Origin of the sequence: Streptomyces sp. NPDC002825 (assembly GCF_040295385.1) — a bacterium.
Lineage (GTDB): Bacteria > Actinomycetota > Actinomycetes > Streptomycetales > Streptomycetaceae > Streptomyces.
Genome location: NZ_JBEOVH010000018.1, coordinates 109,640 through 122,437, shown reverse-complemented (window position 1 = coordinate 122,437; position 12,798 = coordinate 109,640). Strand labels below are relative to the sequence as shown.

The 12,798-nt window shown below is 70.6% G+C and carries 13 protein-coding genes, 1 tRNA gene, 1 pseudogene and 1 riboswitch; of the genes and pseudogenes, 7 read left to right on the top strand and 8 right to left on the bottom strand.

Annotation, left to right across the window (positions count from 1 at the left end):
- Window positions 1-8 precede the first annotated feature (8 nt).
- The 3 genes from ABT041_RS23120 to bcp form a co-directional block, all read right to left on the bottom strand.
- A tRNA-Leu gene (locus ABT041_RS23120) sits at window positions 9-93 on the bottom strand.
- 36 nt (window positions 94-129) lie between these two features.
- Window positions 130-336: a hypothetical protein gene (locus ABT041_RS39080; protein WP_502976578.1), complete on the bottom strand. Its 207-nt coding sequence runs from the start codon at window positions 334-336 to the stop codon at window positions 130-132.
- 64 nt (window positions 337-400) lie between these two features.
- Complete coding sequence (gene bcp / locus ABT041_RS23110) at window positions 401-868, bottom strand: thioredoxin-dependent thiol peroxidase (RefSeq protein ID WP_351187295.1); 468 nt, start codon at window positions 866-868, stop codon at window positions 401-403.
- A 134-nt stretch (window positions 869-1,002) separates the two neighbouring features.
- On the opposite strand from bcp, the gene ABT041_RS23105 reads away from it, so the two are divergent.
- From ABT041_RS23105 to ABT041_RS23095, 3 genes are all read left to right on the top strand, one after another.
- Entirely contained in the window at window positions 1,003-1,323 is a 321-nt protein-coding gene (locus tag ABT041_RS23105; RefSeq protein ID WP_351187293.1) for a DUF3618 domain-containing protein, read from the top strand.
- 37 nt (window positions 1,324-1,360) lie between these two features.
- Window positions 1,361-1,696, top strand: a complete 336-nt coding sequence (locus ABT041_RS23100) for a GroES family chaperonin (RefSeq protein WP_351187291.1) — start codon at window positions 1,361-1,363, stop codon at window positions 1,694-1,696.
- Between the two features lie 49 nt (window positions 1,697-1,745).
- Window positions 1,746-1,811: riboswitch (guanidine-III (ykkC-III) riboswitch) on the top strand.
- A gap of 32 nt (window positions 1,812-1,843) precedes the next feature.
- Complete coding sequence (locus tag ABT041_RS23095; protein ID WP_351187289.1) at window positions 1,844-2,164, top strand: DMT family transporter; 321 nt, start codon at window positions 1,844-1,846, stop codon at window positions 2,162-2,164.
- On the opposite strand, the gene ABT041_RS23090 is transcribed toward ABT041_RS23095, so the two are convergent.
- The gene (locus ABT041_RS23090; RefSeq protein ID WP_351187287.1) at window positions 2,142-4,298 is read right to left on the bottom strand and encodes a transglycosylase domain-containing protein; all 2,157 of its coding nucleotides are present in this window, start codon (window positions 4,296-4,298) and stop codon (window positions 2,142-2,144) included. The two genes, ABT041_RS23095 and ABT041_RS23090, sit on opposite strands and share 23 nt — an antisense overlap.
- Window positions 4,299-4,437: 139 nt before the next feature.
- Here ABT041_RS23090 and ABT041_RS23085 point away from each other — a divergent pair, with 139 nt between their 5' ends.
- From ABT041_RS23085 to ABT041_RS23070, 4 genes and pseudogenes are all read left to right on the top strand, one after another.
- Complete coding sequence (locus tag ABT041_RS23085) at window positions 4,438-5,238, top strand: ABC transporter permease (RefSeq protein WP_351187355.1); 801 nt, start codon at window positions 4,438-4,440, stop codon at window positions 5,236-5,238.
- A gap of 34 nt (window positions 5,239-5,272) precedes the next feature.
- Window positions 5,273-6,049 carry an ABC transporter permease gene (locus ABT041_RS23080; protein ID WP_351187353.1) on the top strand — a complete coding sequence of 259 codons (777 nt, stop codon included), beginning with the start codon at window positions 5,273-5,275 and terminating at the stop codon, window positions 6,047-6,049.
- Between the two features lie 24 nt (window positions 6,050-6,073).
- Window positions 6,074-7,054: an ABC transporter ATP-binding protein gene (locus tag ABT041_RS23075; RefSeq protein ID WP_351187285.1), complete on the top strand. Its 981-nt coding sequence runs from the start codon at window positions 6,074-6,076 to the stop codon at window positions 7,052-7,054.
- A 12-nt stretch (window positions 7,055-7,066) separates the two neighbouring features.
- A pseudogene (locus ABT041_RS23070) lies at window positions 7,067-8,335 on the top strand (DUF445 domain-containing protein); the annotation flags it as partial.
- Window positions 8,336-8,376: 41 nt separating this feature from the next.
- Here ABT041_RS23070 and ABT041_RS23065 read toward each other — a convergent pair.
- The 4 genes from ABT041_RS23065 to ABT041_RS23050 form a co-directional block, all read right to left on the bottom strand.
- Window positions 8,377-8,679, bottom strand: a complete 303-nt coding sequence (locus tag ABT041_RS23065) for a hypothetical protein (protein ID WP_351187281.1) — start codon at window positions 8,677-8,679, stop codon at window positions 8,377-8,379.
- 54 nt (window positions 8,680-8,733) lie between these two features.
- Window positions 8,734-9,048: a hypothetical protein gene (locus tag ABT041_RS23060; protein WP_351187279.1), complete on the bottom strand. Its 315-nt coding sequence runs from the start codon at window positions 9,046-9,048 to the stop codon at window positions 8,734-8,736.
- Between the two features lie 1,806 nt (window positions 9,049-10,854).
- Entirely contained in the window at window positions 10,855-11,340 is a 486-nt protein-coding gene (locus tag ABT041_RS23055; RefSeq protein ID WP_351187277.1) for a TrmO family methyltransferase domain-containing protein, read from the bottom strand.
- 58 nt (window positions 11,341-11,398) lie between these two features.
- The gene (locus tag ABT041_RS23050) at window positions 11,399-12,787 is read right to left on the bottom strand and encodes an NsdA family TPR-like regulatory protein (protein ID WP_351187275.1); all 1,389 of its coding nucleotides are present in this window, start codon (window positions 12,785-12,787) and stop codon (window positions 11,399-11,401) included.
- Window positions 12,788-12,798 lie beyond the last annotated feature (11 nt).

Here is a 12,798-nt window from a genome sequence, read left to right as displayed (position 1 = left end):
CGTTTCTGTGCGGCGGAAGGGATTCGAACCCTCAAGCCCGGTCAGGGGCCACAGATCCTAAGTCTGCTGTGTCAGCCATTGCACCACCGCCGCGCAACCCCTGCCATCGTAGCGGGCACCGCCACGACATCAGGTAGCGGTGATGGCATGGCAGTTGGGGCACAGGTGGCGAAGGTTCTCCCGACGGTTGTCGAGCCAGTTCCCGTTGATGTGGTCGACCGCGGTGGGGGCGCGATGGAGCCGGTCGCGGTTCTCGCGCGACGATCCTTCCGGGCGCACCCGGAAGACCGTGTCCGCGATGGCCTTCGGCGCCGCGGCTCGGACGGTGCGAGTCACCCGAAACGCGGAACGGTCCGCACCGCCCTTCCGGGGTGCGGGCCGTTCCGGCGACGGCGCGGGGTCAGACGCCCAGGTCTCGCATGATCTTGGCGACGTGGCCCGTCGCCTTGACGTTGTAGAAGGCGTGTTCCACCTTGCCGTCCTCGTCGACGACGACCGTCGAGCGGATCACGCCCGTCACGACCTTGCCGTACAGCTTCTTCTCGCCGAAGGCGCCGTAGGCCGCCAGGGTCTCCTTCGACGGGTCGCCGACCAGCGTGACCTTCAGGTTCTCCTTCTCGCGGAACTTCGCCAGCTTCTCCGGCTTGTCCGGGGACACGCCGATGACGTCGTAGCCGGCGGAGGCGAGGACCTCCAGGTTGTCCGTGAAGTCGCACGCCTGCTTGGTGCAGCCGGGGGTCAGCGCCGCCGGGTAGAAGTAGACGATGACCTTGCGGCCCTTGTGGTCCGCGAGGGAGACCTCGTTGCCGTCCGCGTCGGGAAGGGTGAAGGCGGGGGCGGTGTCGCCGGGCTGCAGTCGCTCGCTCATGGCTGGCTCTCCTCGGAATGTTCGCGTACGCGTCCAGAGCCTAATGGGGGCTAACGGGGGTCGGGGGCGACCCGATCGCAGCAGAACTGACAGACTGGCCGTCAACGACTGATTACGACTACGGAGGCAGCGCGGTGTCGGAGGCCAGGACCCCTGCGCAGATCGAGGCGGACATCGTCCGCCGGCGCGAGCAGCTCGCCGTCACTCTCGACGAGATCGGCATTCGGATGCACCCGAAGACGATCATCGGGGACGCCAAGGCGAAGGTCGCCTCGACGGTCGACCAGAAGGCCGGACGCGCCTTCGTCGCCGTCAACCGGGTCGTCTCGGACGTGAAGGCCCGCTTCACCCACGAGGACGGCGCCCCCCGCCTGGAGCGCCTCGTTCCGGCGGCCGTCGTCGCCGTCGCCGTCGTGGGGCTGATCGTCTCCTCCTCGCGGAGGAACAAGGGGTGATCGTCTTCCGGCCCGCCCGGGCAGGTAGGTTCGGTCCGTGAGCGAGAACACGCACGACAAGCTGCCCATCCGGATGCTCCACGACCGGGTCCTGGTCCGCACGGACTCCCCGGAGGGGGAGCGGCGGTCCGGCGGCGGCATCCTGATCCCCGCGACGGCCGCGGTGGGCCGTCGCCTGGCCTGGGCCGAGGTGGTCGCGGTCGGCCAGAACGTCCGTACCGTCGAGATCGGCGACCGGGTGCTGTACGACCCCGAGGACCGCGCCGAGGTCGAGGTGCGGGGTGTCGCGTACGTGCTGATGCGCGAGCGCGACCTGCACGCGGTGGCCGCGGACCGCTTCGGCACCACGGACTCGACCGGGCTGTACCTCTGAGAGACGCGTGAAGGCCCTGGTGACCGGAGTCACCGGGGCCTTTGCCTGTTCTTTGCTAGCCTGGAATCACCCCGACGAGACGCGCCGTACCGGGTTCACGACAAGACGACGCACCCCTGTTGATCCGTCTCGCGGAGGTGTCTCGTCATGGCCTGGGTTCTGCTCGTCGTCGCCGGTCTGCTCGAAGTCGGCTGGTCCATCGGTATGAAGTACACGGACGGCTTCACCCGCCTGTGGCCGAGCGTGTTCACGGCGGCCGGGATCGTCGCCTCCATGATGCTGCTGTCGCAGGCGGCGAAGACGCTGCCGATCGGTACGGCGTACGGCGTGTGGGTCGGCATCGGCGCGGCCGGTGCGGCGGTGCTCGGCATGGTGGTGCTGGGTGAGCCGGCGACCGCCGCCCGGATCTTCTTCGTCTGTCTGCTGCTGGTCGCCGTGGTGGGGCTCAAGGCGACGAGCGGCCACTGATCCCGGACGGCCGTACGGAGGGGCGTGTCGCTCCCGGTCCCGCCTCGCCCGTCTCGTACCAGCCGTCCGGCTCGTCCGGCACCGGCGGGACGGGCGGTGCCTCCGCCCCCGGCATCAGCCGGAGCTCGAAGTCCCGGGGAGGCGTCCCGGCGAGGGCCTCGCGGGTGAAGCTGCCCCAGATCTCGGCCGGCACCCCGCCGCCGTTGACGCGGGGCTGGCCGAGCGCGCCGTAGAGGGACTCCTGGGCGCCCGACTCGGGGTCCTGGCCCATGATCGCGACGACGGTCGCGAGCTCCGGGGTGTAGCCGGCGAACCAGGCGGCCTTGTCGTCCTCCGCCGTGCCCGTCTTGCCCGCCGCGGGGCGTCCCGCGACCTGCGCGGCGGTGCCCGTGCCGCTCTCGACGACGCTCCGCAGGATCGACGTGGTGGTGTCGGCGGCCTCGCGGCTGACGGCCTGCCGGCGGGTGACGCCGGGCAGCTCGACCTCCTGGCCGTTGCGGCTGATCTCCTCGACGAGGGAGTACGTGCCGTTCCGGCCGTGCGCGGCGAGCGTGGCGTACGCGGAGGCCATGTCGAGGACGCTGGCGGTGGCGGCGCCGAGGGCGATGGAGGGGGAGGCGGTGAGGTCGGGGGTGGTGCCGGGCACGCCGAGGGCGATGGCGGTGCGCCGGACGTGGGCGGGGCCGACGTCGACGGCCATCTGGGCGTAGACGGCGTTCACGGAGAGGTCGGTGGCGGCGCCGACGTTGATGTCGCCGTAGCTGGCGTCGTCCTCGTTGGCGGGGTCGTACGGGCTGCCTGCCCATCCTTCGACGGGGCGCCGGTTGGTGCCGTCGTACATGGTGTACGGGGTGATGGGCTGGCCCTGCTGGGTCTGGGCGCCGTTCTGGACGGCGGCGGTGAAGACGAAGGGCTTGAAGGTGGAGCCGACCTGGTAGTCGCGGCGGGTGGCGTTGTTGACGTACTGCTGGGTGTAGTCGACGCCGCCGTACATGGCGAGGACCTTGCCGTTCGCGGGGTCGACGGCCGCGGCTCCGACCCGTACGTACCGGTCGGTGGGGGCGCTCGCCGGGTCGAGCCGTGAGACGACGCGCTCCTCGACGGCGTCGACGAGGGCCTCCTGCTTGGCGGGTTCCAGGGTGGTGGTGATGCGGAAGCCGCCGCCGGCGAGGGTCTTCTCGTCGACGATCCCGTGGTCGGTGAGGTACTCCTCGACGGCCTGGACGAGGTAGCCGCGCTGGCCGGAGAGTGCGGTGGCGGCGCGGGCGGTCTGCGGGGCGGGGAAGCGGGCGGCGGCGCGGGCCGCGGGGGAGAGCCAGCCCTCGGTGACCATGCCGTCGAGGACGTAGTGCCAGCGGGCGAGGGCCTTGGCGCGGTTCTCGGGGTGGGTGGTGACGTCGTAGGCGCTGGGGGCCTTGAGGAGGGAGGCGAGGTACGCGCCTTCGGCGGTGTCGAGGCGCTCGACGTCCTTGCCGTAGTAGGCGCGGGCGGCGGCCTGGATGCCGTACGCGTTGCGGCCGAAGTAGCTGGTGTTGAGGTAGCCCTGGAGGATCTCCTCCTTGCTCTTCTCGCGGCCGAGTTTGATCGCGATGAAGAACTCCTTGGCCTTGCGGCTGAGGGTCTGTTCCTGGCCGAGGTAGTAGTTCTTGACGTACTGCTGGGTGATGGTGGAGCCGGACTGGCGGCCCTTGCCGGTGACGGTGTTCCAGGCGGCGCGGACCATGGCCTTGGGGTCGACGGCGCGCGAGGTGTGGAAGTCGCGTTCCTCGGCGGCGAGGACGGCGCGGCGGACGGTGAGCGGGACCTGGTCGAGGCGGACGTTCTCGCGGTTGACCTCGCCGTCGCGGGCGAGGGGGGTGCCGTCCCGGTAGAGGTAGACGTTGGACTGGGCGACGGCGGCGGCGTTGGCGGGCGGGATCTCCACCAGGAGGTAGCCGGCGACGAAGGCGCCGGCGAGCAGCAGCGTGCCGAGCAGGAGGAGCCCGACGAGGGTGCTGAGGGCGCGGCGGAGGCGTCTGCGCGGTCGTGGTCCGGGGGGTCCGGGAAGGGTGGGGTCCCTCGGCTCCCAGCCGCTCGGGTGGGGATCGTCGTCGCTCGTGCCGCTCGTGCTGCTCGTACCGGAGGAAGGGGACATGGCATTACATACTGCATGGAATGCGCTGAAACTCCCCTAACCGACCCGTAGGTGGCGCGAAAACCGCTCGCGGCGCGCCGGACGGAGCCACTAGGGTCGTGCGCTTCGCCGTCATCCGTACCGGAAAGGGCCTCTCATGCTGCGGCTGTACGCGACGGTGGCCGCGGGCGGCTTCCGGCGCTTCGCCACCTACCGCGTGGCCACGGCCGCGGGAGTCTTCACCAACAGCGTCTTCGGCTTCGTCCTCTCCGCCACCTACATCGCCCTCTGGGACGAACGGCCGCGACTCGGCGGCTACTCCATGGACGACGCCCTCGCCTACGTGTGGATCGGCCAGGCGCTGATCACGGTCTGCGGACTGATGGGAGGCGGCTTCGAGGACGAGCTGATCGAGCGGATCAGGACCGGTGACATCGCCGTCGACCTGTACCGCCCCGCCGACCTCCAGGCCTGGTGGTTCTCGGCCAACGCCGGCCGCTCCGCCTTCCAGCTGCTCGGCCGCGGTGTCGCCCCGATGGCGCTCGGGGCGCTCGTCTTCGACTTCACGCTGCCGGACGGGCCGGGCGGCTGGCTCGCGTTCCTGCTCGCGGTGGCGCTGGGCTCGGTGGTCGGCTTCGCGATCTGGTACCTGGTGGCGATGAGCGCGTTCTGGCTGCTCGACGGCCAGGGGGTGGTGCAGGTGGCCTGGCTGGGCGGCCTGTTCTTCTCGGGGATGCTGCTCCCGCTGAACGTCTTCCCGGGCGCGCTGGGCGAGTTCGCGCGGGTGCTGCCGTGGGCGTCGCTGCTGCAGGTGCCGGCCGATGTGTACCTGGGCAGGTACGAGGGCTGGGAGCTGGCGGGGGCGTACGGCTTCCAGGGCTGCTGGGCGCTGGTCCTGCTGGGGGCGGGGAGGGCGGCGCAGGCGGCGGCGACGCGGAAGGTGGTGGTGCAGGGTGGATAGGTCACCGGTGGCCGGCCCCTGGCTCACGTACCGGATGGTGGCGGGCATGTGGATCCGCTCCACGATGACGTACCGCTCGTCCTTCGCCCTGACTCTGGTCACCAGCTTCTGCGTCACGTTCTTCGACTTCGTCGTGATCCTGCTGATGTTCGGTCAGGTGCGGGGGCTCGGCGGGTTCTCGTTCGCGGAGGTGGCCCTGCTGTACGGGACGGCCGGGACGTCGTTCGGGATCGCGGACCTGACGATGGGCTCGCTGCAGCGGATGGGGAAGAGGGTCAGGGACGGTTCGCTCGACACGTTCCTGATGCGTCCGGCGCCGCTGCTGGCGCAGGTCGCGGCGGACAAGTTCGCGCTGCGGAGGTTCGGCAGGGTCGCGCAGGGCCTTCTCGTCCTCGTCTGGAGCCTGCTCCTCCTCGACGTGGAGTGGACGCCGCTGAAGGTGGTGCTGCTGCCGGTGACGGTGGTGTGCGGGGCGGTGATCTTCGGTGCGGTGATGGTGGTGGGCGCGTCGGCCCTGTTCTGGATCCAGGACGCCGCCGAGGTCACGAACTCCTTCACGTACGGCGGGAACACGCTTCTCCAGTACCCGCCGACGATCTTCGCGCAGGAGCTGGTGCGGGGCGTCGTGTACGTCGTGCCGCTGGCGTTCGTGAGCTGGCTGCCGGCGCTGTACGTGCTCGGCCGGCCGGCCCCGGCGGGGGTGCCGGACTGGGCGGCGTTCGTGTCGCCGCTGGTGGCTGCGGTGAGCTGCGGGGTCGCGGGGCTGGCGTGGCGCGCGGGGATCCGCTCGTACCGATCGACGGGAAGCTGAGAGAACAAGGGAAGCTGGGAGAACATGCCCTTCATCGAACTCGACGCGCTGGAGAAGACCTTCACCGTCCGCCGGAAGGCGGGGCTGATCCGCCGTGAGAAGCGGGAGGTCCGGGCGGTCGACGGCATCAGCTTCGGCGTGGAGCGCGGGGAGATGGTCGGCTACATCGGCCCGAACGGCGCCGGGAAGTCGACGACGATCAAGATGCTCACCGGCATCCTGACGCCGAGCGGCGGCCGGCTGCGGGTCGCGGGCATCGACCCGGCGCGGGAGCGCACCCGTCTGGCCCAGCGGATAGGGGTGGTGTTCGGGCAGCGCACGACGCTCTGGTGGGACCTGCCGCTGATCTCCTCGTACCGGCTGATGCACCGCATGTACCGCATCCCCGACGCCCGGTACGAGGAGAACCTGGCCCGCTGCGTGGACCTCCTGGACCTGGGGGACCTCCTCGACGTCCCCGTGCGCCAGCTGTCCCTGGGGCAGCGGATGCGCGGCGACATCGCCGCGGCGCTGCTGCACGACCCGGAGGTGCTGTACCTGGACGAGCCGACGATCGGCCTGGACGTCGTGTCGAAGGCGAGGGTCCGCGAGTTCCTGCGGGACCTGAACGCGACCCGGGGCACGACGGTCCTGCTGACCACCCACGACCTCACGGACATCGAACAGCTCTGCTCGCGGGTGATGGTCATCGACCACGGGCGGCTGATGTACGACGGGGAGCTGGCGGGCCTGCACGCGGTGGGCGAGAGCGAGCGGCTCCTGGTGGTCGACCTGGAGCGGGAGCTGCCGCCGATCGAGGACGTGCCGGGGGCCCGTTTCGTACGGTCGGAGGGCCCGCGCCAGTGGCTCGCCTTCCCGGCGACGGAATCGGCGGCCCCGCTGGTGACGGCGGTGGCGGCGAAGTACCCGCTCGTGGACCTCTCGGTGCGGGAGCCGGACATCGAGGCGGTGATCGCGAAGATGTACGGGGGAACTCGGGACGAGCGCCGGGAGTCCCTGATGTAGGAGGTCGAGTCGATGGTGAGTTTCGCGTACACGGCGGCGGACGAGGAGAAGAGCAGGGGCGTCCGCCGGATGAAGACCCTGGCGACGTCGCTGCTGTTCACGGTCGCGGTGATCTACGCCCTGGCGACGTGGGCGCGGAACGAGGGCTGGGGCGCGTGGGCGGGCTATGTCGCCGCGGCGGCGGAGGCGGGCATGGTCGGCGCGCTGGCGGACTGGTTCGCGGTGACGGCGCTGTTCCGGCGCCCGCTGGGACTTCCCATCCCGCACACGGCGATCATCCCGACGAAGAAGGACCAGCTGGGGGCGTCGCTCGGCACGTTCGTAGGAGAGAACTTCCTCTCTGCGGACGTGGTACGAGGCAGACTCCACGCCCTGGGCATCGGCGCCCGACTGGGGAAGTGGCTGGCGGACCCGGCGCACGCGGACCGGGTGACGGCGGAACTCTCCACAGCCCTGCGAGGCGCCCTGACCGTCCTCCGGGACGCGGACGTCCAGGCGGTGGTGGGGGAGGCGATCACGCGCCGGGCGGAGGCGGCGGAGATCGCCCCGGGCCTGGGAAAGACCCTGGAGCGGGTGGTCGCCGACGGGGCGCACCACAGGGCGGTCGACCTGATCTGCACGCGCGCCCACGACTGGCTGGTCACGCACGGGGACTCGGTGATGGAGGCGGTGCAGGGCGGCGCCCCCGGCTGGACACCCCGCTTCGTGGACAAGCGGATCGGCGAACGCGTCTACAAGGAGATCCTCCGCTTCGTGACGGAGATGCGGGACATGCCGGGCCACCCGGCGCGCGGGGCGATCGACCGCTTCCTGACGGACTTCGCGGCCGACCTGCAGGCGGACACGGACACGCGGGCGCGCGTGGAGCGCCTGAAGTCGGACCTGCTGGCCCGCCCGGAGGTCCAGGACATCATCGCCTCGGCGTGGGCCTCGGTCCGGTCCCTGATCATCGCGGCGGCCGAGGACGACCAGAGCCAGCTCCGCCTCCGCGCCCGCGCCTCCCTGATCTCCCTGGGCGCCCGCCTGTCGACGGACGCGAGGCTGCAGGGAAAGGTGGAGGGCTGGGCGGAGGACGCGGCAGCGTATGTCGTCACCACGTACCGCCACGAGATCACGTCCCTGATCACGGACACGGTGGCCGGCTGGGACGCCGCCCAGACCTCCCGCAAGATCGAGGCGAACATCGGCCGCGACCTGCAGTTCATCCGCATCAACGGCACGGTGGTCGGCGCCCTGGCGGGGCTTTTGATCTACACGGTGAGCAGGGCGGTGGGGGGCTAGGGAACCCTGCTCACGGGCGACGGCCGAGGAGGCGGCGGGGGTCAGTCGTTTCCGCGGGTGACGGCCCAGGAGGCGGCGGCCATCGCCCCGGCGACGGAGAACACCGCGGGCCAGGCCCCGATCTTCTTGGCGAGCGGATGGGACCCGGCGAAGGCGGCGACGTAGGCGGCCGTCAGCCCCACGGAAGCCTTGACCCCACCGACCTGCTGCCACTCCTTGGCGGCCACACCACCAGCAGCAGCAAGCACGACCCCACCGAGGGGCCGCTTCTTGGTCCACCGGGCAACGGCATAACCCCCGACGAGCCCGACGGCGGCTATGGCGGGGGAGGGGATGCGGGGCATGGGCGGGCCTTCCTGGTCGACTGGTCGGTGGGTCGCCCTTCGAGCGTACGGGAGTCACTGGGGAGGGTTCAGGGTGCACGCGGCGCAGTGCGTCTCGTCGCCGATGGGCCGGAACAGCATGGGCTGGGTGTGGACACCGGCGCACTCCCGGGTGCCTTCGAGGCGCGCGGAGATCCGCGGCCCGGCGGAGACCAGGGACGGCAGCTCCCGGCGGGGTACGTCACGCAGGAGGTACCGGACGAGCCCACCGGGCCGGTGTACGGGAGTCCCGGCACCGGGCAGCCCGCGCAGGATGTGCTCATGCACGTCGGTGGAGCTGTGGCCGGCGTCGAGCCAGCGGGCGGCGAGGTGGGCGAGTTCATCGCGCATGCCGGGCGGGATGTGGCGCAGGGCGGAGGAGAGAACGGGCAGCGCACCGACGAGCGCGCGAGCGTCGTCGAGTCGAGGGGACTCCGGGGCCGTCTCATGGGCCTTCGGGGGAAGGTTGGAGGTGTTCTCCTCACGGTCTTTCTTTGGATGACGGTCGGGCGACGGGGCTGTCGGCTGACCGACGGCCGGTTTCCGGGGACTCGGTGCGACCTGCGAAGACGCAACGGAATGCCAGGCGAGGATCTTGATCGCCTGATCGGCGGTCAAGGGCGTGCTGGATACGAGCTGTTGGGTGGCCCAGTGCCCTCCGGCTCCCTGCACCCGCCGCTCGTGCACGAACCCTTCCTCCTTGAGCTGGCGCTTGGCGCGCCCGAAGGCGGTTGCCCCGATCCGGGCGCGTTCGGCGGTGCGGGAGAGACACTCGCGGGCGCCGTGGGGGAGGGAGAGCTGCCAGGTCAGGAGCCGAACGGCGTCGGAAGACAGCCGAGGATGGCGAATGATGTCGTGCGAGAGCTGAGTGAAGCCGCGGGCAGGCGCGTTAAAGTGCCGGTAGATCACGGTGGAGTCGCATTCCATTAGTGGTTCAGGCCCTCGCCGATGGCTGCAACCATCGACGGGGGCCGTTTTGCGTGACCGTAGCGCCCGAAACGCCCCCGAACGGCCACGGCGAGCAAAGAACACCCGTGTGAGTGACCCTCGGGTACGCGTCCAACGGACAAGGTCTGCAGCCGGGTTGAAGCCACGGGTGGTGCGGCGAAATGTGATCCGGCTTCGAGGGTGCGGGACTTGAGGCACTCGGCGTGATCCGGCATCGGGGGTGCGGGTGCGGCCGCCCTCTTTCCGAGTGTGGCGGCCTCCACCACCGCGTCAAGGGCGCCTGCGGCGTCGCTGCGCGATGGGCTGCGCCCACCCTTGACCCGGCGGCGGAGTCCGCCTTTTCACACTCGGAGGGCGGCCGGGGGGACGGGTCCACGCGTGGGCGCCGGGGCCGCGTCCCGCCGTAGGCGGGTCCAGGGTGTGTGGGTGGGGCGAGGCCGGGCATCGGCTGGGCGGGTAATGGCTGTGTGCGCCGGTGGGTGGGGGCTTGGCTATTGGCGGGGCTGCGTGGGTCCAGTTCTCTGGGTGGGGTCGCGCGGAGTTGAATGGGGCGGCCCGGGAGGGCTTAGCGGGTGGCGCTCGTCGGTTGGCGGGGATTCAGGCCCCGCTGGTCGCTCTGCGTGGGTGGTTTCTCCGGGTAACCCGGCCCGGTTGACCGATCCGCCCCTTTGACCACTTGAGTGGGGGTCGTTACCGCCGGTAGTCGGCAGTTATTCGCGCTCACCTCGGCATTTCACTCCACCCGGCGCTTCCCTGGCCCCTTCCACCCACCGGGAATGACCAGCGGGGCCTGAATCCCCGCCAACCGACGGCCGCAACCCGCTAAGCACCGCCCGGCTGCCCCATTCAACTCCGCGCGACCCCACCCACCGAACCGGACCCACCCACACCCGCTACGAACCCAGCCCCCACCCACCGGCGCACACAGCCAGCACCCGCCCAGCCGATGCCCGGCCTCGCCCCACCCACACACCCCCACCCGCCTACGGCGGGACAGGCCCCCGGGGCCCCCGCGGGGACCCCGGCCCCCGGACCGCCCTCCGAGAGGTCTTTCGCGCCTGGAGCCGCCGGGTCAAGGGTGGGCGCAGCCCATCGGCGGAGCCGACTTGCCCTTGACGCGGTGGTGGAAGGCGCGACTCTCGGAAAGAGGGCGGTCCCACCAGAAGCCCACGAAGCGGGCCCGCCCCAAGGGAGCCGACTGGCCGTTCCTCAGCGTTCGGAGGAGTCTCGCCAGTAGTCCGCGAGCATCTCGCCCGGCCAGGTCGGTTGAGTGACGGGCTCACGAGGGAGCATCTCTTGGAAGACCGCCACGAGATCGACGACCTGGGTGCCGTCGTCGGCGTCGAGGTCTGTGACGTGCAGGTCTCGCCCGTCGACCTTGAGCAGTCTCGGAAAGGACGTGGCAAGCCGGGCAGGACGCCGATGGTTGTGGTGAACGAAGGTGCCGGTCGCCGGCCAGGCGGGGTTGTCGCGGGGGCTGCGCGCATGAAGTGCGACATCGCCTGGGGACCCCAGGTTGAAGAACCATGTGACCTGGAGGTGAGAGAACTCCTCGATGCCTTGCAGGGTTTCCACGGGGAACTCCGGCCGCAGGCGGATGACCGATTCCACGCCGCCCTTGAAGTCGTCGAGCCTTCCGGTGTGGCCTCCGATGACGTCGGCGATGACCGGCACCTCGATGAACTGTGCAGGCACAGTCGACCCTTCTTCCTTATTGGCAACGCCACTTGGGGGTACGGCGGCTTCGATGGCGTCAGATTACTCGGCGAAGTGCGAGCCGGGCTCGCTCGTCCACGTCCGAGACGCAAGGGATTCCGCGGCTGCGGAAGGGGGACAGGGTCGTCCGCATGGTGACGACCGCTTCCCGCGTCCTGCCGGACTGAACGCCGTCCATGGCGTCCAGGGCCCGGGACCAGGTCTGGCACGCCGCATCGATACTGCCCTGCTCTGCCTGGACGGTGCCCATGTAGCCGAGCGTGACAGCGTGGGTTCGGCTGAAGGAATCCGCTCTACGGAGTCGAACGCTGCCACGGAAGTGGCGCAGGGCGCCGCTGAGGTCACCCAGGGCCCACAGCGTGCGGGCCGTCTCATGCGCGAGGGACGCTTCTTGGAAGAACCAGACTCGCTGGGGATCCTCGTCTCCCGCTGCGGCCTGGCCGAGGTCGGTTTCGGCTTGGCGGACAGCGGAGATGGCGTTGCCCCTCTGGCCGTCCACGGCAAGCGCCCGCGCGCGCACGATGCCGATCAGGGCTCGTTCGCGGGGGGTGGCGTGGTCGTATCTCTTGCGTTCGACGGAGGCGGTGGCGAGGTCCAAGGCAGCCCTGGTGTGTCCAAGGTCTATGGCCTGATGGGCCATGGCCCGCAGAATGTGCCCGGCAAGGGGAGCGTCGTCGGCTTCGGCCGCAAGCTTGAGCGCGAGGGTGAAATAGCGCCGTGCCGACTCGTGTTGGGAGGCGTCGAAACTCATCCAGCCGGCTACGTACACAGCCTCGGCCGCCGCCGAGTACAGAGAACGACGAGAGGCCTCACTGCTGAAGACTCCGCTGATGTACCGGGCGACGTCGTCGACGATGTACTGGTAGAGGGCGGTTCGGCCGTCGACGCCGCCGTGCCGTTGATCGCGTCGGGCGAAGAACTCGGTCATCTCGCGTACAGCCCGCACTTCGGTCGCACCGACTCTGCGGTGCGGGCCGGCCGCTCGGGAGCGGGCCCGCTGTGGAGCTTCGTCCCACCACGGATCCCTGGGCAGGACCAATCCGCCGACCGAGTAGACGGCGGCGCCGGTGAGGAGTCGGCGGCGTTCGCGATCCATGCTGTTTCTCCCCAGGTCGACCAGAGTCGTCAGCGTGTCGGTGTCCCACTCGGACGCGGTGACGGTATCCGAGGCGTTCTCCGCGAGGCCGATCTCCGCGAGAGTGAGAGGTCGTCCCAACCGTCGCGACAGAGTTTCTCGTAGGACGTCGGCCGCTCGGCCCCGGGGCCGGGTGCCGGCGACCCACATGGCGACGTGCGAGCGCGTGACGCTGAGAAGTTCGTCGATCCCAGACTCCGCCGCGACCCGTACCACTGCGGCAGCCACCACGGGCTGCGACCAGCCCGTCTCCGCGATCACCGCGGCCAGTTCGTCGTTCCTGCGCGCCATGCTGCGCCCCT